Origin of the sequence: Tabrizicola sp. (genome assembly GCF_034366665.1) — a bacterium.
Lineage (GTDB): Bacteria > Pseudomonadota > Alphaproteobacteria > Rhodobacterales > Rhodobacteraceae > Tabrizicola.
Genome location: NZ_JAXMMF010000039.1, coordinates 1 through 23,266 on the forward strand (window position 1 = coordinate 1; position 23,266 = coordinate 23,266).

Annotated in this window: 21 protein-coding genes; 12 read left to right on the forward strand and 9 right to left on the reverse strand. The window is 65.6% G+C overall.

The window, feature by feature from the left end; all coding sequences use genetic code 11:
- Positions 1 to 224: 224 nt before the first annotated feature.
- On the forward strand, positions 225 to 1,616 hold the full coding sequence (aroC, locus tag U1E69_RS05085; RefSeq protein ID WP_322243309.1) for a chorismate synthase: 1,392 nt from the start codon (positions 225 to 227) through the stop codon (positions 1,614 to 1,616).
- A gap of 350 nt (positions 1,617 to 1,966) precedes the next feature.
- Here aroC and U1E69_RS05090 read toward each other — a convergent pair whose 3' ends face one another.
- From U1E69_RS05090 to U1E69_RS05105, 4 genes are all read right to left on the reverse strand, one after another.
- Positions 1,967 to 2,308 carry a DUF2853 family protein gene (locus U1E69_RS05090; RefSeq protein ID WP_322243285.1) on the reverse strand — a complete coding sequence of 114 codons (342 nt, stop codon included), beginning with the start codon at positions 2,306 to 2,308 and terminating at the stop codon, positions 1,967 to 1,969.
- 123 nt (positions 2,309 to 2,431) lie between these two features.
- The gene (locus tag U1E69_RS05095; protein WP_322243286.1) at positions 2,432 to 2,812 is read right to left on the reverse strand and encodes a GtrA family protein; all 381 of its coding nucleotides are present in this window, start codon (positions 2,810 to 2,812) and stop codon (positions 2,432 to 2,434) included.
- Positions 2,809 to 4,611 carry a hypothetical protein gene (locus U1E69_RS05100; RefSeq protein ID WP_322243287.1) on the reverse strand — a complete coding sequence of 601 codons (1,803 nt, stop codon included), beginning with the start codon at positions 4,609 to 4,611 and terminating at the stop codon, positions 2,809 to 2,811. Before U1E69_RS05100 ends, U1E69_RS05095 begins: the two co-directional genes overlap by 4 nt.
- Positions 4,612 to 4,618: 7 nt before the next feature.
- Positions 4,619 to 4,861 carry a hypothetical protein gene (locus U1E69_RS05105; protein ID WP_322243288.1) on the reverse strand — a complete coding sequence of 81 codons (243 nt, stop codon included), beginning with the start codon at positions 4,859 to 4,861 and terminating at the stop codon, positions 4,619 to 4,621.
- Here U1E69_RS05105 and U1E69_RS05110 point away from each other — a divergent pair.
- The gene (locus U1E69_RS05110) at positions 4,845 to 6,053 is read left to right on the forward strand and encodes a glycosyltransferase family 2 protein (protein ID WP_322243289.1); all 1,209 of its coding nucleotides are present in this window, start codon (positions 4,845 to 4,847) and stop codon (positions 6,051 to 6,053) included. The two genes, U1E69_RS05105 and U1E69_RS05110, sit on opposite strands and share 17 nt — an antisense overlap.
- Before the next feature lie 34 nt (positions 6,054 to 6,087).
- Here the strand turns inward: U1E69_RS05110 and ahcY are convergent, their stop codons facing one another.
- A complete protein-coding gene (gene ahcY / locus U1E69_RS05115) occupies positions 6,088 to 7,476 on the reverse strand; it encodes an adenosylhomocysteinase (protein ID WP_322243290.1) in 1,389 nt (462 codons plus the stop codon).
- 68 nt (positions 7,477 to 7,544) lie between these two features.
- On the opposite strand from ahcY, the gene U1E69_RS05120 reads away from it, so the two are divergent.
- Together U1E69_RS05120 and U1E69_RS05125 are read left to right on the forward strand one after the other, a co-directional pair.
- The gene (locus tag U1E69_RS05120) at positions 7,545 to 8,495 is read left to right on the forward strand and encodes a glycosyltransferase family 8 protein (protein WP_322243291.1); all 951 of its coding nucleotides are present in this window, start codon (positions 7,545 to 7,547) and stop codon (positions 8,493 to 8,495) included.
- Positions 8,492 to 9,082 (forward strand): HD family hydrolase, encoded by a 591-nt coding sequence (locus U1E69_RS05125; RefSeq protein ID WP_322243292.1) that lies wholly within the window; start codon positions 8,492 to 8,494, stop codon positions 9,080 to 9,082. Before U1E69_RS05120 ends, U1E69_RS05125 begins: the two co-directional genes overlap by 4 nt.
- A 10-nt stretch (positions 9,083 to 9,092) precedes the next feature.
- Here U1E69_RS05125 and U1E69_RS05130 read toward each other — a convergent pair whose 3' ends face one another.
- On the reverse strand, positions 9,093 to 9,251 hold the full coding sequence (locus tag U1E69_RS05130; RefSeq protein ID WP_322243293.1) for a hypothetical protein: 159 nt from the start codon (positions 9,249 to 9,251) through the stop codon (positions 9,093 to 9,095).
- 97 nt (positions 9,252 to 9,348) lie between these two features.
- On the opposite strand from U1E69_RS05130, the gene U1E69_RS05135 reads away from it, so the two are divergent.
- The gene (locus tag U1E69_RS05135) at positions 9,349 to 10,218 is read left to right on the forward strand and encodes a LysR family transcriptional regulator (protein WP_322243294.1); all 870 of its coding nucleotides are present in this window, start codon (positions 9,349 to 9,351) and stop codon (positions 10,216 to 10,218) included.
- A gap of 3 nt (positions 10,219 to 10,221) precedes the next feature.
- On the opposite strand, the gene U1E69_RS05140 is transcribed toward U1E69_RS05135, so the two are convergent.
- From U1E69_RS05140 to U1E69_RS05150, 3 genes are all read right to left on the reverse strand, one after another.
- Positions 10,222 to 10,536 carry an H-NS histone family protein gene (locus U1E69_RS05140; protein WP_322243295.1) on the reverse strand — a complete coding sequence of 105 codons (315 nt, stop codon included), beginning with the start codon at positions 10,534 to 10,536 and terminating at the stop codon, positions 10,222 to 10,224.
- A gap of 70 nt (positions 10,537 to 10,606) precedes the next feature.
- On the reverse strand, positions 10,607 to 11,158 hold the full coding sequence (locus U1E69_RS05145) for an ActR/PrrA/RegA family redox response regulator transcription factor (RefSeq protein WP_322243296.1): 552 nt from the start codon (positions 11,156 to 11,158) through the stop codon (positions 10,607 to 10,609).
- Positions 11,159 to 11,175: 17 nt separating this feature from the next.
- The gene (locus tag U1E69_RS05150) at positions 11,176 to 11,799 is read right to left on the reverse strand and encodes an SCO family protein (protein ID WP_322243297.1); all 624 of its coding nucleotides are present in this window, start codon (positions 11,797 to 11,799) and stop codon (positions 11,176 to 11,178) included.
- Between the two features lie 98 nt (positions 11,800 to 11,897).
- Here U1E69_RS05150 and regB point away from each other — a divergent pair, with 98 nt between their 5' ends.
- The 7 genes from regB (at position 11,898) to addA (ending at position 23,266) form a co-directional block, all read left to right on the forward strand.
- Positions 11,898 to 13,283: a sensor histidine kinase RegB gene (gene regB / locus U1E69_RS05155; RefSeq protein WP_322243310.1), complete on the forward strand. Its 1,386-nt coding sequence runs from the start codon at positions 11,898 to 11,900 to the stop codon at positions 13,281 to 13,283.
- A gap of 70 nt (positions 13,284 to 13,353) precedes the next feature.
- Positions 13,354 to 14,919 carry a PAS-domain containing protein gene (locus tag U1E69_RS05160; protein ID WP_322243298.1) on the forward strand — a complete coding sequence of 522 codons (1,566 nt, stop codon included), beginning with the start codon at positions 13,354 to 13,356 and terminating at the stop codon, positions 14,917 to 14,919.
- A gap of 37 nt (positions 14,920 to 14,956) precedes the next feature.
- Positions 14,957 to 15,415: a tRNA (adenosine(37)-N6)-threonylcarbamoyltransferase complex ATPase subunit type 1 TsaE gene (tsaE, locus tag U1E69_RS05165; protein WP_322243299.1), complete on the forward strand. Its 459-nt coding sequence runs from the start codon at positions 14,957 to 14,959 to the stop codon at positions 15,413 to 15,415.
- Positions 15,408 to 16,424, forward strand: coding sequence for an aminoglycoside phosphotransferase family protein (locus tag U1E69_RS05170; protein ID WP_322243300.1), 1,017 nt, complete (start codon positions 15,408 to 15,410; stop codon positions 16,422 to 16,424). The genes tsaE and U1E69_RS05170 overlap by 8 nt, the downstream gene beginning before the upstream one ends.
- Positions 16,400 to 17,104 carry a nucleotidyltransferase family protein gene (locus U1E69_RS05175; protein WP_322243301.1) on the forward strand — a complete coding sequence of 235 codons (705 nt, stop codon included), beginning with the start codon at positions 16,400 to 16,402 and terminating at the stop codon, positions 17,102 to 17,104. Before U1E69_RS05170 ends, U1E69_RS05175 begins: the two co-directional genes overlap by 25 nt.
- Entirely contained in the window at positions 17,097 to 19,988 is a 2,892-nt protein-coding gene (addB, locus tag U1E69_RS05180; protein ID WP_322243302.1) for a double-strand break repair protein AddB, read from the forward strand. Before U1E69_RS05175 ends, addB begins: the two co-directional genes overlap by 8 nt.
- Positions 19,985 to 23,266, forward strand: coding sequence for a double-strand break repair helicase AddA (gene addA / locus U1E69_RS05185; RefSeq protein WP_322243303.1), 3,282 nt, complete (start codon positions 19,985 to 19,987; stop codon positions 23,264 to 23,266). The genes addB and addA overlap by 4 nt, the downstream gene beginning before the upstream one ends.

The window sequence follows — 23,266 nt, forward strand, 5'->3', positions numbered from 1 at the left end:
GCGGGCCGGGCCCCTCTGACGACGCCGAATTCGTTTGGCGCTCGTGATGTCGGACCGCATCGAGAAATCGTGCTCGATGTCATGCCCGGCAACCTGCCCCTCAGAAGGCTGACCTCTCGACGCACCCGAATTGAGGGTTAGTGAGGATGGATTTCCTCTTCGAGATATTCGTGGGCAAGCCCCTCTGGCTGTGGCTGATGTTCCTTGGCATCGTCATCGCGCTGATGGCCTTCGACTTGGGCGTGCTGCACAAGGACGACCACGAACTTGGCGTTGCTGAAAGCCTGAAGCTTTCCGCCTTCTATATCTTCATTGCGATCCTGTTCGGCGGCTACATCTGGTGGGCCTGGCAGAACGGCACGTTGGTCACCAGCGACGGTACCAACCCCGTGGCGAGCTATTTCCAGGGCTACATCATCGAGAAGGTCCTCTCGATCGACAACGTCTTCGTCATCTCGCTGATCTTCGGCTATTTCGCCATTCCCCGGAAATACCAGTACCGTGCCCTCGTCTGGGGCATCATCGGTGTCATCATCCTGCGCGGCATCATGATCGCCGTCGGCGCCGAGCTGATCTCGAACTATGCCTGGGTGACGCTGGTCTTCGCCGCCTTCCTGGCGCTGACCGAAGCCGACATCCAGCCCTGGCTGGACAAGCGCAAGCCCGGACAGAACAAGTTCACCACCCAGCGCAAGGAACCGGACGAAGTCCGCATCCTGTCGGGGGTGTTTCAGGGCAATACGACGGGCACCCCGATCCAGCTGATGATCGAGAACACGGATCAGCGGTCGAAGGACTATGGCGATATCGCTGGCGCGTTCCGGCCGGGCCATGCCGACATCACCTACCACCAGAAATACGGCATCCGGGATTATCGCGGTGGCGGGCGGTCGAGCGCGCGCGAAACCGCAAGCCGCGTGGCGGCGGGGGGCGTGGCGCGGGCGGCTTTGGCGGCGCTGGTGCCGGGGCTGAGGATCACGGGCTATATGGTGCAGATGGGGGTGAAGGGGATCGACCGGAGCCGCTTTGACGCAGGCGAGATCGAGCGCAATCCGTTCTGGGTGCCTGACGCGGTGGCTGCGGTGGAATGGGCCGAGTATCTGGACGCACTGCGGCTGTCGCACAACTCGGTCGGGGCGGTGATCGAGGTGGTGGCCGAAGGCGTGCCGCCCGGCCTGGGCGCGCCGCTATATGGCAAGCTGGACAGCGACCTTGCGTCGGCGATGATGTCGATCAACGCCGTGAAGGGCGTCGAGATCGGCGAGGGCATGGCATCGGCCGCGCTGACAGGGGTCGAGAACGCCGACGAGATCCGCATGGGCTCGGGCGGGCCGGAGTTCCTGTCGAACCATGCGGGCGGAATTCTGGGCGGGATTTCCACGGGTCAGCCGGTGGTGTGCCGGTTCGCGGTGAAACCGACGTCGTCGATCCTGACGCCACGCCAGACGATCACACAAGGCGGGCAGGACACGGACCTGATCACCAAGGGCCGCCATGACCCCTGCGTCGGCATCCGCGCGGTGCCGGTGGGCGAGGCGATGATGGCCTGTGTCATCCTGGACCATCTGCTTCTGGACCGGGGCCAGACCGGTGGCGTCCGGGGCCGGATAGGGTAAAGACCGACGCGGGCATCGGGGCTCTGACCTTTTTGGAAGGAAGGTGGGCGGATCGCCCACCCTACGCCTGCGCAGGGCAGCGGTCGTTCGGACAGCAAGAACCGGAAAAAAGAATGGAGGGCCCCGCACCCCTACGGGACCCTCCATCCACCCCACGCGCACACCCCAAGCACCGCACGTGATCTGTAGTATAAGGGTCCCGGGCGTCCTGCCCTGACCAGAGAGTGATGCCCCGAATCCCCGCCATTCGGCAAGGCGCGAGTGCTGAAGGTTTGCCTCAAATGGGAAGGGATGCATGGCAAAAGGCCCACGCCGGACGGGCGCGGGCCTTTGAATTCGGAAGCGCAGAGTTACTTGTAGGCGGCCTCGCGGCCGAAATGCTTGACCAGCAGATAGTAGAACACGGCGCGGAACTTGTTGCGCTCGGACTTGCCGTAGGTCTCGACGGCGGCGTTGATGCCCTCCATCAGAGCAGGGCCATCCGTCAGGCCCAGCTTCTTGACCAGGAAGTTGGCCTTGATCCGCTCCAGCTCGTCCTTGTCGGATGCCGCGACGGTCTGCGCGTCGTTGTCATAGATCGACGGGCCGCAGCCGATCGTGACTTTCGTCAGCAGCGCCATGTCCGGCGTCACTTTGCACTTGTTCTTCAGGTCATCGGCATATTTGGCGATGAGTTCGTCCCTCTTGCCCATCCTTGTCTCCCTTGACTGGAACGGTGATCGTTAACGAAGGAACCGTAATTGCAGCCTTGCCGTTAAGGAAGGGGAATTTCTCGCGCAACGGCTCAGTCGCGTGATGTCGCCGCATGACCGGCGTCAGGGCGCGCCGCCTTCGGGAAAGGTCAGTTTGCGGTTGATGACGTAGCTTGCAACCGCAGCAAGGGCCGACGCGCAGAGGTGGACCATAAGGTCAGGCCAGAACCGGCCCGAGGCGAACAGAAAGCTGGTCCCCGCGCCGATGCCCATCCCAAGGACCTGGGTCAGGGCATAGAGGCCCAGCGCAAAGGGCCGTCGGGCGCTGCCGGTGAAGGTAAAGTGCCGGTGGCACCAGAAGCCCAGGGGAATGCAGGCGATCCAGGCCGCCGCGGCCGAGATGGCCTTGGGCCAGGGCAGCTGCGACGTCGCCAGCGCCGCCAAAAGCGCGTAGACCAGCGCCAACGCCCCGCCCACCAGCAGGAAGCGGAAGACGGTGTTCATGGTCCCGCCTTGGCCAGCTGCGCCTGGTCGACCTCGTAGACCCGCAGGTTCTGGCGGTCGCCGGTGACGTCGGTCAGCCAGTCGGGCAGCGCTCCGCCCAGGAGGGTGGCCGCATAGGGTTTGGCTGCGTCAACGGGGCAAAGCACCAGGTAATCGGCTCGCGACCGGGCCAGCGCCAGGCGCATGTCCGCCTCGCTTTCCAGGGCAGCGATGCCGTTCCAGAACGCGTCGGGGCTGCGGTGGTAGGGGGCCGCGGCCACGGCATGCGGGGTATAAGCCAGGATCGTCGTGCCAAGGTTCAGCGACGAAAACAGGGTCGAGGTCGGCAGGCTGGCAAGCTCGTCCATCGCGGCGGCGCTCCGGCAGGTTGCAGGCGACCGGGCGGGCGTGGGCTGCACATCGGCCGTCACCGGGGCCGTGCGCGCGGCGCGACCAAGGACCGAGGAGACGCCTTCCTCTACTGCAGTGGGCGTCGCGGCTGCCAGCGCCAGGACGGCGGGCAACCTCCAGCCGCTGGTGCGGGGGATCTGCAGGAAGGCATGGACAAGGAACCCGCCCAACAGCGGCAGGGCGGGAACCATCAGGGTCGTCGCCCGGATCTGCAGCAGTGCCACAGCCAGCCCGGCCAGCGCCACCAGGAAGGCCAGCGCCAGGCCAGACCTTTGCGTTCCGTCCAGGCGCGACCACAGCCCGACCGCGGCTGCCAGGGCCAGAAGCAGGATCACCAGCGGCGGCAGCAGGGACCGGCCCAGCATGTCGGGCAACACCCCGATCAGCTCGAAAGCCGACAGCGCCTCGATCATGCGGCTTTCGATCAGGCTGCGGACCTCGGGCGGGACATTGGCATAGGGGCCTCCCAGACAGGGCGACAGCAGGGGGGACGACAGCCAGAGGCCAAGCGCGACCAGGACCACCATTGTCAGGATGCGAAGAACCGGGCCGCGCAAGGCATGACCGGCCAGGACCGGCACCAGCGTCGCCACGATCCCCGTCGCCGCAAGCGCCAGCACCGGGGGGGCCAACGCATCGCAATACATCACCCCCCAGGCGGCCGGGGCGGTCTGTCCGGCCATCAGCAAGGGAGAGCCGACAGCCAGCGCGATGCCATAGCCCAGGAGCCAGCGATCAGACCCCGGCTGATCGAAGGCATGGCGCAACGCCATGTAACCGGGGATCAGCGCCAGGATCGGCAGCATCTCCAACCCCACGGCCAGCGAAAGCGCCGTCGCAAGGCCGGCAAGGGCACCAAAAAGCCGCTCACGTCCGGGCAGGACCGCCAGATAGAAGGCCGCCGTGGTACACAGCATCTGGATGTTGTGGTGGTCGATCCGGGGGGGAGTGAATTCTCCCCTCAGCTTGCCCCAGGTCAGGAACACCACCAGCGCGCCAAGGGCCGCCAGCGGGCCGAAAAGGCGGTTGGTCCCCAGACCGATCAGCAGCACCATGAGGCAGGCCAGAAGGCTGGGCCAGACCACGATCGTCAGAAGCTCGGCCTGCGGCATCGGCAGCACCCACGAAGCGGGGACCAGCACGGCGGCAATCCCGGCGTCGACATAGCGCGACCAGTGCATCGAGATGCCCTCGGGCGGCAGGACCCGATACTGGCGAGTGTCGAACCAGTCCTGCCCGCCCAGCCAGTCACGGACCTGCACCAGGCGCATGAGGTCGTCATTGTCAGACAGGAAAAGCAGGCGACCGACCTCGGGCCAGGTCCGCAGGGCGTTCAGCACGATCAGGGCGATGGCACCCAGGCAGATCCACCAGATGAGCAAAGGGCGCGATTCGGTTTGGGGCGTCACAGAAGGCTCACGGGTTGGCTGTTTCGCGTTCGGCGGCGAAAGAAGATCGCTGCCAGAGATAGACTTGCCGCGGGAAACAGTCATCCCTGTGGCGGAAATCCTTCGCTTCCAAGACATTGGGCCCGCAAAACCCCGTTTCCTGCCGGATTCCGCCGCATTTCTGGCATAGTTGCGCGGTCAATTCTGCTTCAATGGCGGCCAGTCGGTCGGATTGGCGTGACAAGGATTCGGCAATGCTGGAACTGACCATCCTGATGCCCTGCCTGAACGAGGCGGAAACCCTGGCCACTTGCATCCAGAAGGCCAAGGGCTTTCTGGCGCGTACCGGCATCAAGGGCGAAGTGCTGATCTCTGACAACGGGTCCACCGATGGCAGCCGCGAGATTGCCGAAGCGCATGGCGCGCGGGTCGTGCTGGCCCCTCGGCGCGGCAACGGGATTGCGCTTTCCACCGGGATCGCGGCGGCGAAGGGCCGCTTCGTGATCATGGGCGACAGCGACGACAGCTATGACTTCTCGCGCCTTGACGCCTTTGTCGACGCGCTGCGCGGCGGGGCCGATCTGGTGATGGGCAACCGCTTCCGCGGCGGGATCGAACCCGGCGCGATGCCGTTCCTGCACCGCTACCTTGGCAACCCGGTCCTGTCGTTCATCGGGCGGGTGCTGTACGGCGCGCCGGTCGGCGATTTCCAGTGCGGGTTGCGCGGGTTTGTCCGGGACAAGATCCTGGCGCTGAACCTGATCACCGAGCAGCTTGAATTCTGCCCGGAAATGGTGATGCGCGCCGCGATGGCCGACCTGAAGATCGTCGAGGTTCCGACGACGCTGAAGCCCGACGGCCGGTCACGCAAACCTCACCTTCGGACCTGGCACGACGGCTGGCGGCACCTGAAGCTTCTCCTCACCTTCGCGCCGTTCAGCCTGTTCCTGTATCCCGGTGCGCTGCTGTTCGCGCTGGGTTCGGTGCTGTTCCTGCCGCTTCTCTTCGGGCCGCTGGACCTGGGCGCGCTGACGCTGGACACCGGCGCGATGATCTTTGCCGCGACCTTCATCATCATCGGCTTCCAGCTGATGTGGTTCCACGCTTTGGCCCGGCAGTTCGCGGTGCGCATGAACCTGTTGCCAACCTCGCCCCGGTTCGAACGGCTGCGTGAGCGGCTCTCGGTCGAAAGCGCCTGCAAGGGCGGGGCGGTGTTCATGGGCTTGGCGCTGATCGCCACCATCGCCGCGGTTGGGCACTGGGCGGCGAACGGCTTCGGTCCGATCGACCCTGGCACGATCACCCGTGCCGCCTCGCTGGTCGCAGTGCTGTCGGCGCTGGGACTTCAGTCCTTTACCGGCGGCTTCCTCTGGGGCCTGATGACCCAGAAGGCCCCTGCTCAGGCCGCAGTCGAGACGCAGACCGTCACGGCCCAGACGGTCGACGCCGCGCAGCAGGTGTAAGCCCGGCCCGGACGAACCGGGCCGGAGCTTTCCATCAATAGCGGTAATGGTCGGCCTTGAACGGCCCGTCGACCTTGACGCCGATGTAGTCGGCTTGGTCCTTGCGCAGTTCGGTCAGCTTCACACCGATCTTCTTCAGGTGCAGGCGGGCGACTTTCTCGTCCAGCGCCTTGGGCAGGATGTAGACGCCGGGCGCGTAGTCCTGACCCTTGGTCCACAATTCAATCTGCGCCAGCACCTGGTTGGTAAAGCTGGCCGACATCACGAAGGACGGATGACCCGTGGCGTTGCCAAGGTTCAAGAGGCGGCCTTCGGACAGAAGAATGATCCGGTTGCCCGAGGGCATCTCGATCATGTCGACCTGTTCCTTGATGTTCGTCCACTTGTGGTTGCGCAGGGCGGCAACCTGGATTTCGTTGTCGAAGTGGCCGATATTGCCGACAATGGCCATATCCTTCATCTCGCGCAGATGCTCGATGCGGATGACGTCGCGGTTGCCGGTGGTGGTGATGAAGATGTCGGCTGAGGACACTTCGTCTTCCAGCAACGTGACTTCATAGCCGTCCATCGCAGCCTGCAGCGCGCAGATCGGGTCAACTTCGGTGACTTTCACCCGCGCACCAGCGCCGCGCAAGCTGGCGGCCGAGCCTTTGCCCACGTCGCCATAGCCGCAGACCACGGCGACCTTGCCGGCCATCATGGTGTCGGTGGCGCGACGGATGCCGTCGACCAGCGATTCCTTGCAGCCGTACTTGTTGTCGAACTTCGACTTGGTGACGCTGTCGTTGACGTTGATCGCCGGGAAGGGCAGCTGGCCGTTCTTGTGCAGGTCATACAGGCGATGCACGCCCGTCGTGGTTTCTTCGCTGACGCCCTTGATCGCCGCCTTGGTCTTGGTGAAGAAACCGGGGGTCTCCTTCATCCGCTTGGCGATCTGAAGCTTGATGACTTCCTCTTCCTCGGACTGCGGAACGGGGATGATTTCCTCCCCGGCTTCGGCGCGGGCACCGAGAAGGACGTACAGCGTGGCGTCGCCGCCATCGTCCAGGATCATGTTCGCGCCTTCGGGGAACATGAAGGACTTGTCGAGGTAATCCCAATGCTCGGTCAGGGTCTGGCCCTTCACCGCAAAAACCGGGATGCCCGCAGCGGCGATGGCGGCGGCAGCATGGTCCTGGGTCGAGAAGATGTTGCAGGACGCCCAGCGCACGTCGGCGCCAAGGGCAACCAGCGTCTCGATCAGCGCGGCGGTCTGGATCGTCATGTGCAGCGAGCCGACGATGCGCGCGCCCTTCAGCGGCTTCGCGGCGCCGAATTCCTCACGGCAGGCCATCAGGCCCGGCATCTCGGTTTCCGCGATGGTCAGTTCCTTGCGGCCGAACTCGGCCAGTGCGATGTCCTTGACGATGTAGTCGTTCGGCATGATGGTCCCTCATAGAGTCCGCGGGGACTTACCACTATCTCGGCCAGGCCTCAAACCGAAAGATTCCGATGGAACCAAGCACACCAGCCAAATTGGCGCTTCGGAAGGCGGTGGTCCTTTGTGTGGATCAACAATTCTTGCCCTTTGCATTGTTCCTGGCGAACCAGCTGCATCAGAACGAGGTTGATCGGGATTACGATATATGTCTTATCTCGACCTCACCCCTTGAGATTCCCAAATACTTTTCAGAAATACGTCTTGTCGTGCCAGAGCCGTTCGCCAGTGCAGAGTACGACCAACTTAAAGTCACCCATCTTGCGAGATCGGCTTATCTGCGGATGTGGGCACCACATATTCTGGCGGGGGCCTACGACCGGATAATCTACCTCGACAGTGACATGTTTATCGAGGTCGGGGGGCTGTCAGATCTATTTGAAGTCGATATGGCTGGCCGACCCGTGGCGGCAGTTCTTGATGTCCAGCAGTGGTATCGACCAAACCGGAAGATCAAGGAGTTTTCCATTTCAGGGCAGGGGTTTAGAAAGTACTTCAATAGTGGATTCTTGCTGATCGACATCGCGGCATATTTGTCCAGTCAGGTGCTGGAGCGTGCGTTGCAAATCGCGGTAGCGCGTCCGGACTTGGTGATCCATCATGACCAGTCCCTTTTGAATCTTGCTTTAGACGGAAATTGGACAGAGTTGTCACCCGTTTGGAACTGGCAGCTTCCATCAAAGTATCCGCTTTTCACAGATTGGACGGGCGCACGGATTCTGCACTTCTTCGGCGGCACCAAGCCCTGGAACGATCCGAAGGGTCGTTGTCCCGTCCGTATCCGTATTGCGTACGAATCGTTTCTTGATCGTCATTTCCCTGAATCGAAGACAGGTAACACCCTCGAACTTGGTGTATTACGCTCGCCCCGGCCTATGGTCTGGATGGCATTGCGCTTCATGGCCATGCGACGTCGCTTGTTGCGCTATCTCTCTCGCTTTCCAAATCCGTACGAAACAAAATGAAACAACCCCGCGCCTGGCAGAGGATGCTTTCGGGCCGCCGGCTGGACCTTCTGGACCCGACGCCGGTGGATATCGAGATCGAAGACATCGCGCATGGCCTGGCCTTTGTCGCGCGCTGGAACGGGCAGACGCGGGGGGACTATGCCTATTCGGTGGCCGAACACTCGCTGCTGGTGGAAGAAATTTTCGTGCGGGCCAACCCCGGCATCGCAGCGAAGTGGCGGCTGGCGGCGGTGCTGCACGACGCGCCCGAATACGTGATCGGCGACATGATCAGCCCGGTGAAGGCTGCCGTGGGGCCGGGGTATGGGGCTTTGGACGAACGGCTGACAGCGGCGGTGCACCTGCGCTTTGGGCTGCCTGCGGTCTTACCCGCTCCGATCAAGAAGGCGATCAAGGCGGCGGACAAGGTTTCAGCCTGGCTGGAGGCCGTGCGGATCGCCGGATTTCGGGAAGTGGAGGCCGACAAGCTGTTTGGGCGGCCCGTGCCGGAACTGGTGCATCGGCTGGAAATAAGGCTTCGTCCGCCCGCAGAGGTGCGGGCGGACTATGTCTCGACCGTGGCAAGACTGCTTGACGCGTGCTGACAGCCGGGCATCAGCGGCCCATATGCCGCAGGTGGTCAGAGGTGCGCAGGCCCTCGTCATCCTGAAACTCACGCGGGGACCGGCGCGGGTAATGGCGCGGCAGGTAGTCGTCGGACGTGTGCTTGAACCGGGCTGCGATCAGCAGGGCATCGGCAAAGATATTCAACATGGCCTTTCTCCTTTCAGGCTTTCGATGATCCCTTTTGCCATGAAATCTTGCGTGATACGATTCAGGAAGAATTCCGAACCGTAAGGCAGCCTAACATATGACGGACTGGCGCAGCCTTCCCTCGTTGACCGCGCTGCGGGCTTTCGCGGCCACGGCCGAGCTGCGGAACTTCAGCCAGGCGGCGCGGGTGCTGAACGTCACGCATGCCGCCGTGGCCCAGCAGGTCCGCGCGCTGGAGGAGACGTTGGGTCGCCCGCTGGTGCAGCGCGAAGGGCGCGGGGTCAGCCTGACGGCGGACGGCGAACAGCTGGCCGAGGCGCTGGGGGAAGGCTTCGGGGCGATCCAGCGCGGGTTGGAGGCCCTGCGCGCGGGCGAGGCGGACCGCCCGGTGCGCGTGACGCTGACGGCCAGCTTTGCGGCGCAATGGCTGATGCCGCGGCTCAAGGACTTCTGGCAGCAGCACCCGGACATTGGCCTGTCGCTGCATCCCGACAGCAAGGTCGTCGACCTGCACCGGGAGAGGATGGACCTGGGCATCCGCTACGGCAACGGCGACTGGCCGGGGGTCGAGGCGAGCTACCTGACCTCGGCCCGGCTGGTGATTGCGGGGGCACCGTCGCTGATCGGGGACCGGGACCCGACAGTCGCAGAGCTGGCACGGATGGAATGGATTCTGGCGCCGAATTGGGCGGAACAGGATGCGTATCTGCGCCAGTTGGGACTGGAACCGACAACTTTAAGCAGCACCGATATCAACAACGAGGAATTGGCGATTGCGGCAGCGCGACAGGGATTGGGATTGGTGGTGGAAAGCGTGGCGCTGATCGAATCCGATGTGGCCGAAGGTCGATTGCGGATCGTGCATGAAAGCAAGGACAAGCTTCCAGCCTATTTCATCGTGGTTTTACCCGGGCCAAAGCGGGCTGCGGCCCGGGCATTTCTCAGGTGGCTGAAAGCGCAAGGCTGACGGTCAGACCGCCAGATCTTCCGGTTTCTTGCCCTTGGCCATCGCTTCCGAGAACCAGCGCGGCTTGCGCCCGCGGCCCGACCAAGTATCCGCCGCGTTCGCCGGATTGGCGTATTTGGCCACCGAAGGCGAGCGTTTCCGTCCGGCCGTGACCCCCGTCAACTCGGCCAGCGAAAAGCCCATTGCCTTCGCCTTTTCTTCCAGTTCCGCCAAGGCTTCGCGCTTGCGGCGGTCTTCGTATCCCGAGATCGCCTTTGCAACCTGCGATTGCAGATCCTTCAGCTCTTTCAGAGACAGGCTATTCAAGTCCAGGTTCAATGTCTGATCCCCCTCGGATAAAGACGGGACATCAATAGGCCTGAAACCTTACATGCGCAAGAATTGATGTCTACTTCGGGCTTCTTTTTGCCAAGATCCGCTGCAAGGTCCGCCGATGCATCGAAAGACGGCGCGCTGTTTCAGAAACATTGCGGTCGCACATTTCATAGACGCGCTGGATATGCTCCCACCGAACGCGGTCTGCGGACATCGGATTTTCCGACACTACCGGCAGATTTCCCCCGCGCGCCAGCAAGGCATTGGTGACATCATTGGCATCGGCGGGCTTTGACAGATAATCGACGGCCCCGATCTTCACCGCCGCCACGGCCGTCGCAATGGCCCCGTATCCGGTCAGCACCACGATCCGGCACGAGGGCCGCTTTTCCCGCAGCGTCTCGATCACCTCAAGCCCGTTGCCATCCTCAAGCCGCAGGTCCACCACCGCATAGGCCGGGGGGCGCGCAATCGCCCTGGCGCGCCCTTCTGCCACGCTTTGCGCCGTCTCGGTCAGGAAACCGCGCTTTTCCATCGCCTTGGCAAGCCGCTTCACAAAGGGCTCGTCATCGTCGACCAACAGCAGCGTCGGATCCGGTCCAAGATCAATAGGCTCTTCCGTCATGCTCTTTCCTTAAAGGCTTAAGGCGCAGCTTTGCTTGCCTCAACGAAACAAGCAACGCTTTCCGCCAACTGCTCAGAGGTAATGTCGCGGCGGAAGAAATCCACAAAGCCTTCACCGGGAAGCATCAGATAGGTGAAGGTCATGTGGTCCATCAGATAGTATTCGTCGCCCGTCTCGCGTTTTTTGTAGACGGTCTTGTAGGTCTGTGCGGCCGCCCGCACCTGATCCGCCGATCCGGTCAGCGCAATCAGCTTGGGGTGCATGTTTGACGCATAATCGGCAAGCGCATCGGGGGTGTCACGCTCGGGGTCGATCGAGATGAAGACCGGGGTCACATCCATTCCGCGTTCGTCCAGAAGGTCCACGGCCTCGACATTGCGGGCCATGTCCAGCGGGCAGACATCCGGGCAGAAGGTGTAGCCGAAATAGACAAGCGAGGGTTTGGTCAGCACCTCCGCCTCGGTCACGGTCTGGCCCGCCGTGTTGACCAAGGTAAAGGGCCCGCCGATGTCGCCCCCTGCGACCCCCTGGCGGCACTGGGCGAACTGGTCCCCGCCGCGCTGCATCTGGATGTAAAGGAACGATCCCCCCAACAGGGCCGCAACCGCGGCGGCGGCTACTCCGGCATAAAGCTTGCTCATGGCGTGGCTCCTTTGGCTGACGGGTCGCATTGATCTACGAACAGGGCGCCCTTAACAATGGCAAACCCCTGGAAAGGACAACCGGTCACAGCATGACCATGACATTCCCCGGCTTCCCGGTCACCGACGTCGGCGCCCACATGGTCCGTCAGCGTACGCTGATCCTGTTGCGCTGGATGGCGATTGCCGGGCAGGTCGCAGCGATCCTGGTGGCAAGCCAGGTCTACGGGCTGCAACTGCCGCTGGGCCTTTGCGCGCTGGCGGTGGGGCTGTCGGTGGTGGCGAACCTTGTCCTGATCATGCTCTTCCCCGAGACCCGGCGGCTGAGCGAGGCCGAGGCCTTTCTGACCCTTCTGTTCGACCTTGGGCAGCTGGCCTTCCTGATCTTCCTGACCGGCGGCCTGACCAACCCCTTCGCGATCCTCGTGCTGGCGCCCGTCACCATCTCGGCCTCGGTGCTTCGCCTGCGGTTCACCCTTGTCCTTGGCGCCCTGGCGATCCTTGCCGTCTCTGCCGCGACGGCCTGGCACCTGCCCCTGCGCTTCGCTGACGGAACGGCGCTGGTGATCCCGGGCATCTTCGCCTTCGGATTCTGGCTGTCGATCGTGATCGGAATTCTTTTCCTCGGCCTCTATTCTCGCCGGGTGGCGACCGAGATGCGGCACATGTCCGAAGCACTCCTGGCGACCCAGATGGCCCTGGCGCGCGAACAGAAGCTGACCGACCTTGCAGGCGTGGTCGCCGCCGCCGCGCATGAACTGGGCACGCCCCTTGCCACCATCAAGCTGGTCAGCGCCGAACTGATCGAAGAGCTGGACGCCCAGCCCGAGTTGCAGGAGGACGCCCGCCTGATCCGCGCGCAGGCCGACCGCTGCCGGGACATCCTGCGCGACATGGGACGGGCGGGGAAGGACGACCTCCACCTGCGGCAGGCCCCGCTTTCGGCGGTGGTGCGCGAGGCCGCCGAGCCGCATCTGTCGCGCGGCAAGCGGGTGGACTTCGCCTTTGCGCCCACCCATGACGGAGAGACGGAACAGCCCTCGATCCTGCGCCGACCCGAAGTGATCCACGGGCTGCGAAACCTGGTGCAGAACGCTGTCGACTTCGCCCGGTCCAGCGTCTGGATCGAGGGAGAATGGACCGCGCGGCGCATCATCGTGCGGATCACCGACGATGGCGACGGCTTCCCTCCGGGCCTGATCGGTCGCATCGGCGACCCTTTCGTCCGCGCCCGCCGGTCTGACCCCGAGGCCGAGAAACGGCCCGGATACGAAGGCATGGGCCTGGGACTTTTCATCGCCAAGACGCTGCTGGAGCGGTCCGGCGCCGAGTTGTCCTTCGCCAATGCGACCGACCCCTTCCTGTCCCCGAAGGAGCGCCCCGAACGCTCGGGCGCGGTGGTCGAGGCGGTCTGGGACGCCGCCGACCTGATCGCACCAACGACGCAAGGCGGCCTGGGCCAGAACACGCGGATCGAAGGATGAAGCGCAGTTAACGGCCAATTAACCGATTGCAGCCTAGCCTGATCCCACGGGTGAAACTCCGAGGGTCAAGATGGCAGTCGAATGGTCGATGGCGTTGGGAATGATGCTAAGCGCGTTTCTGGTCGCGATGGCAGGTCTGGTGCTGCTGGTCGCCTGGCAGTCCCGGCGGCCGGCACCGGCGGCCAGCATCTTCGATGCGTCCCCGTCGCGCGTCGCCTATCTCTTCGATGGTGAGCGTCTGGTCGATGCCTCGCCCGCCGGTCGCGCCCTTCTGCCCGAGGGGGAGGACAGCCGCGCCTGGGCCCGGCTGATCGCGCGCTTCGGGTCCGATTTCCCCAATCTTTCCGAACGGTTGGAAGCCCTGCCCCGCACGGGCCAACTGCGGATTTCCTCGCAGGCTGGCGTGGCCCCTGCCCTGATCCTGACGGCGGAACTGGTCTCGGGTCTGATCCGGCTGACGGTCGAAAGCGGGCAGGAGGATCGCGCGGATCGCGGCGATGCCGCTACGGCGGCGGCCCTGCAGCAGGAAGTGATGGCGCAACGTGCCGTCCTGAGCCGCGCGCCGGTGCTGATGTGGAAGGAAGCCGCCGACGGTTCTGTGATCTGGGCGAATCATGCCTATCTCATCCGCGCGGTCGAGCTTCTGCCCGAGGGCGAGGACCTGTCCTGGCCGCTTCCCAAGCTTTTCGCCCAGGACCCGGTCAAGGGCCGCCTGCCGCGCCTGAAGCTGCAGATGCCCAGCGGGGCGGAATGGTTCGACCTTGTCCGGATGGCATCGGGCGACGAAACCCTGTGCTATGCCCTTGCGGCCGACAAGGCGGTTCAGGCGGAAACCGCGCTGCGCGAATTCATGCAGACGCTGACCAAGACCTTCGCCGATCTGCCCATCGGACTTGCCATCTTTGATCGCTCGCGCTGCCTGCAGATGTTCAACCCCGCGCTCACCGACCTGACCACTCTGTCGCCCGAACTGCTGATCTCGCGGCCCACGCTGAACGCCTTTCTGGACGCGATGCGGGCCAAGGCGATGATCCCGGAGCCTCGCGATTACCGCAGCTGGCGCAAGCAGCTGGCCCGGCTGGAGGAAGAGGCCACGATGGGCCTGTTCGAAGAAACCTGGAGCCTGCCGGGCGGCCAGACCTACCGGGTGATCGGGCGCCCGCATCCCAATGGCGCGCTGGCCTTCATGTTCGAGGATATCTCGCACGAAATGTCGCGCACCCGGCGCTACCGGGCCGACGTGGAACTGGGCCAGTCGGTCATCGACGCGGTCGAGGATGCCGTGGCGGTCTTCTCGCAGGGCGGGCAGCTGGTGATGTCCAACCATGCCTATGCGCAACTGTGGCAGCACGACCCGCAGGTCCTTCTGTCCGAGGCCAGCGTTTCGACCCTGTGTGCCTGGTGGCGGGACCACGCGGCGCCCACGCTTCTGTGGGATGACGCCGTCGACTATGTGACCAGCTCGGGCGACCGGACGCCGTGGGAGGGCGAGGTGCGTCTTTTGGACGGACGCCTGGTGATGTGCCGCTTCCGCCCGCTGACCGGTGGTGCCACGCTGATCACCTTTCGCGTCCAGGCCGCGGTAAGCTTCAGCTCGGTGCGTGACACCGGCGGCGTGGGCCTCCTCTCGGCCTGAGGCTTGCAGCGGCGGGCGGCACCGCTACAGTCGCGCCATGTCCAGCGCCCTGACCCTTGACCTGCCGTCCACCGCCGACACCGAGGCGCTGGGTCACCGCCTTGCCACTTTGGCGCAGCCCGGCGATGTCATCCTGCTGGAAGGTCCGATCGGGGCCGGGAAAAGCTGTCTGGCCCGCGCCTTCATCCGCTCCCGCTTGGGCCGCGAGGAAGAGGTCCCCTCGCCCACCTTCACTCTGGTCCAGGTCTACGAAGCCCCCGGCGCAGATATCTGGCACGCCGACCTGTACCGCCTGACCCACCCCGACGAGGTCTGGGAGCTTGGCCTTGATGACGCATTCGCCTCGGCGATCTGCCTGGTCGAATGGCCCGACCGGCTGGGCACGCATGTGCCCCCCGATGCGCTGCGCCTTCGGCTGGAGGCCAAGGGTGATGGACGCCGGGCTGTTCTCACAGGTGGACGCAACGGACTGGCCAAGGCGCTGGCCAATGACTGATCGCGCAGCCGAGATCACGGCCTTCCTTTCCGTCGCTGGCTGGGGTCAAGCCGCCCGTCGCCACCTGGCCGGCGATGCCTCGGACCGCCGCTATGAGCGCCTGCGTCTGGGTGCGGCCACGGCGGTCCTGATGGACAACCCACCGGGCGGCGCAGACGACCCGGCAGCCTTTTCGGTCATGGCACAGCATCTGCGCCACCTTGGCCTTTCGGCCCCCACAATCCTGGCCGAAGACCTTGGCCGCGGTCTCCTTCTGCTGGAGGACCTTGGCGACGACCTTTTTGCCAGGCTGCTGCAGACCGACCCCGCCCGCGAGGCCGAGCTTTATGCCCCCGCCGTCGATGTCCTGCTTCACCTGCAACGCGCCACGCCGCCCTCTGGCTTGCCGGACCTTGCCGCCGAAGACTGGGCCGGTGCCGCCGGTTTCGCGCTGGACTGGTATGCCTTCGCCGCGACCGGGCAGAAACCCGACGCCACGCCCTTCGCCGCCGCCCTGACCGCCGCTCTGCACGCCCATGCCGACGGCCCACGCGTCCTGATCCTGCGCGACTATCATGCCGAAAACCTGCTCTGGCTTCCGGGGCGCGAGGGGGTGAGGCGCGTCGGGGTTCTGGACTTCCAGCTGGGTCAGCTGGGCCAGCCCGGCTATGACTTGGTCTCGCTTCTCCAGGACGCCCGCCGCGATGTCGCGCCCGCGACCGAGGCCGCGATGATCGCGCGCTTCGTCGCCGCGCGGGGCGAGGACCCGACGGTCTTCGCCGCTCACTATGCCGTGCTGGGCGCCCAGCGCGCCCTGCGCATTCTGGGCGTCTTCGCCCGGCTCTGCCTTTTGGCCGGAAAGCCCGGCTACCTTCGACTTGTCCCAAGGGTCTGGGGTCAGCTGCAAAGGAACCTCTCCCACCCCGCCCTTGCCGATTTGCGCGCGATCTGCGACGCAACGCTTCCCTTACCCACCCCGGAAATCCTGCAGAAGATCGAACAGCAATGCCCGGCTTCCCCTTCCCGCTGATGATCTTCGCCGCCGGGTTCGGCACCCGGATGGGCGCGCTGACGCAAGATCGGCCAAAGCCGCTGATCCCCGTCGCGGGCAAGCCGCTGATCGACCACGCGCTGGAGGTCGGCTTGCAGGCGGGTGTGACCCGCACCGTGGTCAACACGCATTACCTTGCCAATCAGATGGCCGCTCATCTGACCGGCCGCAATGTGGCGATCAGCCATGAGGCGGGGACCATCCTGGAAACCGGCGGAGGCCTGAAGGCCGCCCTGCCGCTTCTGGGGGACGGACCCGTGGCGATCCTGAACAGCGACGGCATCTGGACCGGGGCGAACCCCCTGACCCAGCTTGCCCAATCCTGGGACCCGGCACGGATGGAGGCGCTCCTGCTGCTTTTGCCGCTGCACCGCACCCTTGCCCACGGATCGAAGGCCGACTTCCGCCTTGCCCCGGACGGCCGGATCGACCGGGGACAGGGCGGCGAAGACCACGTCTACATCGGCGCGCAGATCCTGCAGACCTCGCGCATCGCGGCCACGCCCGACGCCGTCTTTTCGCTGAACAAGACCTGGACCGAGATGATCATCTCCGGCACCGCCTTCGGCCTGGTCCATGACGGCGACTGGTGCGACGTGGGCCACCCGGAAGGGATTGTCGAGGCCGAACGCCTGATCCAGTCTGCCCGGCATGGCTGACACGCTTTTCGCCCTGCCCCCCGGCGTCGACTTCCCGGCCGAACTGGTCGCGGGGCTGATGCAGCGGATGGACGGCCAGCCGCCCGAGGCGCTGGCGCGGGTGACGCTGATCGTCAACACCCAGCGGATGCGGCGACGGGTGGTGGAGTGTCTGCAGACCCGTGGCGCGCTGCTTTTGCCGCGCATCCTGCTGGTCACCGAGGTCGCGGCGCTGGCCGACCTGACCTTGCCCCGCCCGATCTCACCCCTGCGGCGGCGGCTGCAATTGTCGGTTCTTCTGGACCGCCTGCTTGCCACAGGGACCACGCATTTCCCGCGCACCGCGCTTTACGATCTGTCCGACAGCCTGGCCGCGCTGATGGAGGAGATGCAGGGCGAGGGTGTGACCCCCGACCGCATCGCCGGGCTGGATGTCGCCAACCACTCGGCCCACTGGGCGCGGATGCAGGCCTTCCTGGGCATCGTCTCGGAGGTGCTGGCGGGCGAGGCTGCGGATGCCGAGGCGGTCCTGCGTCAGGCCGTGACCTCTGTCGGCGAAAGCTGGACCCACGCTCCGCCGCTGCACCCGGTGATCCTTGCGGGCTCCACCGGGTCGCGCGGGACCACGGCGCTGCTCATGCAGGTGCTGGCCGGTCTGCCCAATGGTGCCGTGGTCCTGCCGGGGTTCGACTTCGACCTGCCCGCCGAGGTCTGGGACAGCATGGACGACGCCCTGACCGCCGAGGATCACCCGCAGTATCGCTATCGCAAGCTGATGGACCTTTTGGGCCGTGACCGCTCGACCATCCAGCCCTGGACTGCCGTGGCGGCCCCGGCAGCGGACCGCAACCGTCTGATCTCGTTGTCGCTTCGCCCCGCGCCGATCACCGACCAGTGGCTTTCCGAGGGACCACGCCTGCCTGACCTGATCGCCGCGACCCAGGGCCTGACGCTGCTGGAAGCCCCCAGCGAGCGGACCGAGGCGCTGGCCATCGCGCTGATCCTGCGCGAGGCCGCCGAAACCGGCACCAGGGCCGCCCTTGTCACCCCCGACCGCAACCTGACCCGCCGCGTCACGGCGGCACTGGACCGCTGGGGCATCCGTCCCGACGATTCCGCAGGTCGTCCACTGGCGCTTTCGGCCCCCGGCCGCCTGATGCGACAGGTCGCGGCGCTGTTCGGCCAGAAGCTGACCGGCGACGCTCTGCTGGCGATCCTGAAGCATCCGCTGGCCTTCTCGGGTCCGGGACGCGGCCCGCACCTGATCCTGACCCGCGAGTTCGAGCTGCACCTGCGACGCCACGGACCGGCCTTTCCCACGGCGGACAGCATCCGCGACTGGGCCGGAAAGCAGCGCCTGGACCGCGCGGAGGACTGGGCCCGGATCGTCAGCGAAACCCTTTGCGGGCATGAGGCGATGCGCCGGATGCCGCTGGCCGATTTCGTCACGCTTCACCTTTCGCTGACCCAGGCCCTTGCCCGGGGCTTTGCCGAGACGGGGGCAGGCGGTCTTTGGGACAAGGCGGCGGGGGAAGAGGCTGCGAAGGCCCTGGCCGAACTGCAGGCCGAGGCCGATGCCGGGGGCGAGATGTCGCCCTTGGACTACATGGGCGTCTTCCAGGGCGTCCTGCAGCGCCACGAAGTCCGCGAGACGGAAAGCGTGCATCCCGGCATCATGATCTGGGGCACGCTTGAGGCGCGGGTGCAAGGCGCCGACCTGGTGATCCTGGGCGGGCTGAACGATGGGATCTGGCCCAGCCAGCCGCCGCCCGACCCTTGGCTGAACCGCGCCATGCGGAAAGAGGCGGGGCTTTTGCTGCCCGGACGCCGGATCGGGCTTTCGGCGCACGACTACCAGCAGGCCGTGGCGGCGCGGCGTGTGGTCCTGTCACGCTCGAAACGCGGGGCCGAGGCGGAAACCGTGCCCTCGCGCTGGCTGAACCGGCTGGTGAACCTGATGGCGGGTCTGCCCGAACGCAACGGACCCGAGGCGCTGAAAGCGATGCAGGCACGGGGTGACCACTGGTTGCACATGGCCACCGCCTTCGACAGCGCGCCCGAGATTCCGCCCGCGACGCGCCCCTCGCCCGTCCCGCCCCTTGAGGCCCGGCCAAAGCGCCTGTCGGTCACTGAAATCAAGACGCTGATCCGCGACCCTTTCGCGATCTACGCCCGCCATGTGCTGAAGCTGAAACCGCTCGACCCCCTGCGGCCCGAACCGGACCCGCGCCTGCGCGGAGTGGTGCTGCACGAAATCCTGGAGCTTTTCCTGCGTCAGGGCGGCGGGGATCGGGAGGCCCTGATGGCCATCGCCAAAACGGTCATCTCCGCAAAGGTCGCCTGGCCCCTGGCGCGGACCATCTGGCTGTCCCGTATCGCCAAGGCCGCCGACGCCTTCCTGGCTTTCTCGGCCTCAACCGGCGGGGTGCCGGTATTGGTGGAGGAGAAGGGCGCGGTGCAGGTTTCCGGCCTGGACTTCACGCTGACTGGCAAACCCGACCGGATCGACCGGCTGGAGGATGGGCGGCTTCTGCTGATCGACTACAAGACCGGAGAACCCCCCACGCCGAAACAGCAGCAGCATTTCGACAAGCAGCTTCTGCTTCTGGCCGCGATGGCCGAAGAAGGGGCCTTCAAGGGCCTGGACGCCGAGGAGGTCGCTCGGGTGGTCTACGTCGGCCTGAAGGCGCAGCTCAAGACGCAGGAGGTCACGCTGGACCCCGGTCAGGTGGCCGAGGTCTGGGCCGATTTCGCCCGCCTGATTGCCGCCTATGCCCGCCCCGACCAGGGCTACACGGCCCGCCGCGCGCTGGAATCGGTGCGGGATGCCAGCGACTATGACCACCTGTCGCGCTTTGGCGAATGGGACCTGACCGCCGACCCGGTGCCAGAGGATCTGGCATGACCCCCGCCGCCCAGCGCCAGATCGAGGCCGCCGATCCCGCCCGCAACACCTGGCTGTCAGCCAACGCCGGGTCCGGCAAGACCCGTGTTCTGACCGACCGGGTCGCCCGGCTCTTGCTGTCGGGCGTCGAGCCGCAGCACATCCTGTGCCTGACCTACACCAAGGCCGCCGCGTCCGAGATGCAGAACCGCCTGTTCCGCCGGCTGGGCGAATGGGCGATGAAGCCCGACGCCGACCTTCGCACCGCGCTAAGCGAGTTGGGCGAGGCCGACCTCTCCCCCCGCCGCCTGCAACGTGCGCGGCAGCTGTTCGCCCGCGCCATCGAAACTCCGGGCGGGTTGCGCATCCAGACCATCCACAGCTTCTGCGGCAGCCTGTTGCGCCGCTTCCCGCTTGAGGCCGGCGTGCCCCCCGGTTTTGCCGAGATGGACGACCGCGCCGCACGGCACATGCGGGCCGAGATTGTCGAGGAACTGGCCGATGGCCCCCACGCCGCCGTCGTCCGCCGCCTGACCGAGGTGCAGAACGGCGAGGATTTCGGCACCCTTGTCGAACAGATTGCAAGCCACCGCGCAGCGTTCCAGACGCCGCTTGACCGGGAAGAGGTGTTCCGGCTGTTCGGGCTGCCGTCCGACCTTACCGACGACCATTTCGTCCGGATTGCATTCCGCGGCGGCGAGGATTGGCTGATCGCGCAATGCCTGCCGCTGATGCGCGCCGGGTCGGAGACGATGAAGACCCTGGCCGAAGCACTTGCCACCATGCGGGCGGATGCACCGGGCCGGGCCGACCTGGACCTTGCGTACGACTGGCTCCTGAAAAAGGACGGTCAGCCGAACTTTGCCAAGGTGCCGACCACCAAGGTCCGCACGGCAATGGGGGACCTTGTCCACGATTTCGACGACTTCATGCAGCGCGTCGGCGATGCTCGGGACGCCGAAAAGGCCCGTGCCGCGGCCGAAAAGACTTTGGCCCTGCACGACTTTGCCGCCCGCTTCCTGCCGGAATACGCCGCCCGCAAGGCCGCGCGGGGACTGCTGGACTTTGACGATCTCATCAGCCGTGCGAAGGGTCTGCTCAAGGACCCGGCGCTGGCGGCATGGGTGCTGTACCGGCTGGACGGGGGGCTTGACCACATTCTTGTCGACGAGGCGCAAGACACCAGCCCCGAACAGTGGGAGCTGATCGAGGCACTGGCCGAAGAACTGATCGCGGGCGAAGGTGCCAGCACACGCCCCCGCAGCCTGTTCGTCGTGGGCGACAAGAAGCAGTCGATCTATTCCTTCCAGGGCGCAGATGTCGCCGCCTTCGACCGGATGCGCGGGCATTTCGCCTTGCGCCTTGCGGGCGGGCCGGGCCTTGCGGACAGCGCGCTGGAACACTCATTTCGTTCGTCCTCGGCGATACTGGATGTCGTGGACCGGACCTTCACCGAAGCTCAGGCCCAGGCGCTTGGCGGGGGATCGCACCACCTTGCCTTCAACGAAGCCCTGCCCGGCCGCGTCGACATCTGGCCAGTGATCGAGAAAGAGGAAAAGGTCGAACCCGGCCCCTGGTTCCAGCCCATCGACACCCCTCACCCCGAGGACCCGAACGTCGTCCTTGCTGGGGACATCGCGAAATGGATTCAGGACCGGGTCGAGGGTGGCGAGCAGATCCCGCAGGCCAGGGGCGGCCCGCGCCCCATCCACTACGGCGATTTCCTGATCCTGGTCCAACGGCGCTCCGACCTGTTCCACGAGATCATCCGCGCCTGCAAAGCGCGCGGATTGCCCATCGCCGGAGCTGACCGGTTGAAGCTGGGCGGCGAGCTGGCGGTCAAGGACCTGACCGCGCTTATGTCCTTCCTTGACACGCCCGAGGATGACCTGTCACTGGCCGCCGTCCTTCGATCCCCCCTATGCGGCTGGTCCGAAGCCGAGCTTTTCCGCCTGGCCCACCCCCGCAAGGGCTATCTGTGGGAAGCCCTGCGCGACCATCCCGGCCATGCCGAGACGCTGGCCTTCCTGAACGACATGCGTGGCCAGGCCGATTTCCTGCGCCCCTATGACCTGATCGAACGCGTCCTTCATCGCCACGACGGCCGCCGCAAGCTGATCGGCCGCCTGGGGCCCGAAGCCGAGGACGGGATTGATGAACTTCTCGGCCAGGCCCTGTCCTACGAGACCTCCGAGGTTCCAAGCCTGACGGGTTTCCTGACCTGGATGGAGACGGACGAGGTCGAGGTGAAGCGCCAGCTGGATGGCGAGGGCCACCGCATCCGCGTGATGACCGTTCACGGCGCCAAGGGGCTGGAGGCCGAGATCGTCATCCTGCCCGACACTTGCGACCGCATTCCGCAGGACCGCGACCAGATCTACCGCATCCCCGATGGCGCCCCGGTCTGGAAGGTCGCCAAGGAGGAAAGCCCCCCGGTGATCGCCACCGAACGCGCGTCACGGCAGGCCCGCGACGCGGCAGAGCGGCTGCGGCTTCTGTATGTCGCCATGACCCGGGCGCGCACCTGGCTGGTGGTGGCGGGGGCGGGCAAGACCTCGCAAGCCGAAAGCTGGATGAACCTGATCCGCGAGGGGGTTCAGGCCGCCGGGGCCAAGACCATCGCGGACGGCGTCCTGCGTCACCAGGCCGGGGACTGGCCCCTGCCCATCCCCCGCACCAGAACCTACGAAACCTCAGTCGCGCTTCCCGTCTGGACGCTGACCCCAGCGCCCGAGGTCCTACGCCCGCTGCAGGTCCTGTCGCCCTCTGATCTTGGCGGGGCCAAGGCGCTGCCGGGCGAGTCCGATGCCGAGGCCAAGGCCCGGGGAACCGCGCTGCACCTGCTTCTGGAGCGCCTGCCGGGTCGCCCGGCCGCCGACTGGCCCGCCCTGGCCGCGTCGCTGCTGGACGACGCGCACCGCGCCACAGCCCTGGCCGAGGCGCAGTTGGTGTTGTCCCACCCCGACCTCGCGCCGCTGTTCGGCCCCGATACGCTGGCCGAGGTCGCCGTCTCTGCCCCCTGGGGCGACCGGACGCTTGCTGGCAGCATCGACCGGCTGGTCATCGCGCCCGACCGCATCCTTGTCATCGACTACAAATCGAACGCCGTCGTCCCCGCGTCGCAGGCGCAGGTCCCCGAAGGCATCCTTCGCCAGCTTGGAGCCTATGCCCACATGCTGGCCGCCATCTACCCCGACCGCCGGATCGAGACCGCCGTCCTCTGGACCCGCGTGCCCCGTTTGATGTCAGTCGATCCCGACATCGTGAGGGCAGCCCTCTCCCGTGCCACGATAGCTTGA

What these genes read in the sequence shown, in the direction of transcription:
- U1E69_RS05150 (WP_322243297.1), bottom strand. Translation starts at nt 11,799, where the DNA reads ATGAGCAAGCTTTATGCCGGAGTAGCCGCCGCCGCGGTTGCGGCCCTG.
- addA (WP_322243303.1), top strand. Translation starts at nt 19,985, where the DNA reads ATGACCCCCGCCGCCCAGCGCCAGATCGAGGCCGCCGATCCCGCCCGC.
- regB (WP_322243310.1), top strand. Translation starts at nt 11,898, where the DNA reads ATGACATTCCCCGGCTTCCCGGTCACCGACGTCGGCGCCCACATGGTC.
- U1E69_RS05090 (WP_322243285.1), bottom strand. Translation starts at nt 2,308, where the DNA reads ATGGGCAAGAGGGACGAACTCATCGCCAAATATGCCGATGACCTGAAG.
- tsaE (WP_322243299.1), top strand. Translation starts at nt 14,957, where the DNA reads ATGTCCAGCGCCCTGACCCTTGACCTGCCGTCCACCGCCGACACCGAG.
- U1E69_RS05135 (WP_322243294.1), top strand. Translation starts at nt 9,349, where the DNA reads ATGACGGACTGGCGCAGCCTTCCCTCGTTGACCGCGCTGCGGGCTTTC.
- U1E69_RS05110 (WP_322243289.1), top strand. Translation starts at nt 4,845, where the DNA reads ATGCTGGAACTGACCATCCTGATGCCCTGCCTGAACGAGGCGGAAACC.
- U1E69_RS05095 (WP_322243286.1), bottom strand. Translation starts at nt 2,812, where the DNA reads ATGAACACCGTCTTCCGCTTCCTGCTGGTGGGCGGGGCGTTGGCGCTG.
- U1E69_RS05160 (WP_322243298.1), top strand. Translation starts at nt 13,354, where the DNA reads ATGGCAGTCGAATGGTCGATGGCGTTGGGAATGATGCTAAGCGCGTTT.
- U1E69_RS05120 (WP_322243291.1), top strand. Translation starts at nt 7,545, where the DNA reads ATGGAACCAAGCACACCAGCCAAATTGGCGCTTCGGAAGGCGGTGGTC.
- addB (WP_322243302.1), top strand. Translation starts at nt 17,097, where the DNA reads ATGGCTGACACGCTTTTCGCCCTGCCCCCCGGCGTCGACTTCCCGGCC.
- U1E69_RS05175 (WP_322243301.1), top strand. Translation starts at nt 16,400, where the DNA reads ATGCCCGGCTTCCCCTTCCCGCTGATGATCTTCGCCGCCGGGTTCGGC.
- U1E69_RS05145 (WP_322243296.1), bottom strand. Translation starts at nt 11,158, where the DNA reads ATGACGGAAGAGCCTATTGATCTTGGACCGGATCCGACGCTGCTGTTG.
- U1E69_RS05170 (WP_322243300.1), top strand. Translation starts at nt 15,408, where the DNA reads ATGACTGATCGCGCAGCCGAGATCACGGCCTTCCTTTCCGTCGCTGGC.
- ahcY (WP_322243290.1), bottom strand. Translation starts at nt 7,476, where the DNA reads ATGCCGAACGACTACATCGTCAAGGACATCGCACTGGCCGAGTTCGGC.
- U1E69_RS05125 (WP_322243292.1), top strand. Translation starts at nt 8,492, where the DNA reads ATGAAACAACCCCGCGCCTGGCAGAGGATGCTTTCGGGCCGCCGGCTG.
- U1E69_RS05105 (WP_322243288.1), bottom strand. Translation starts at nt 4,861, where the DNA reads ATGGTCAGTTCCAGCATTGCCGAATCCTTGTCACGCCAATCCGACCGA.
- U1E69_RS05130 (WP_322243293.1), bottom strand. Translation starts at nt 9,251, where the DNA reads ATGTTGAATATCTTTGCCGATGCCCTGCTGATCGCAGCCCGGTTCAAG.
- aroC (WP_322243309.1), top strand. Translation starts at nt 225, where the DNA reads ATGGCCTTCGACTTGGGCGTGCTGCACAAGGACGACCACGAACTTGGC.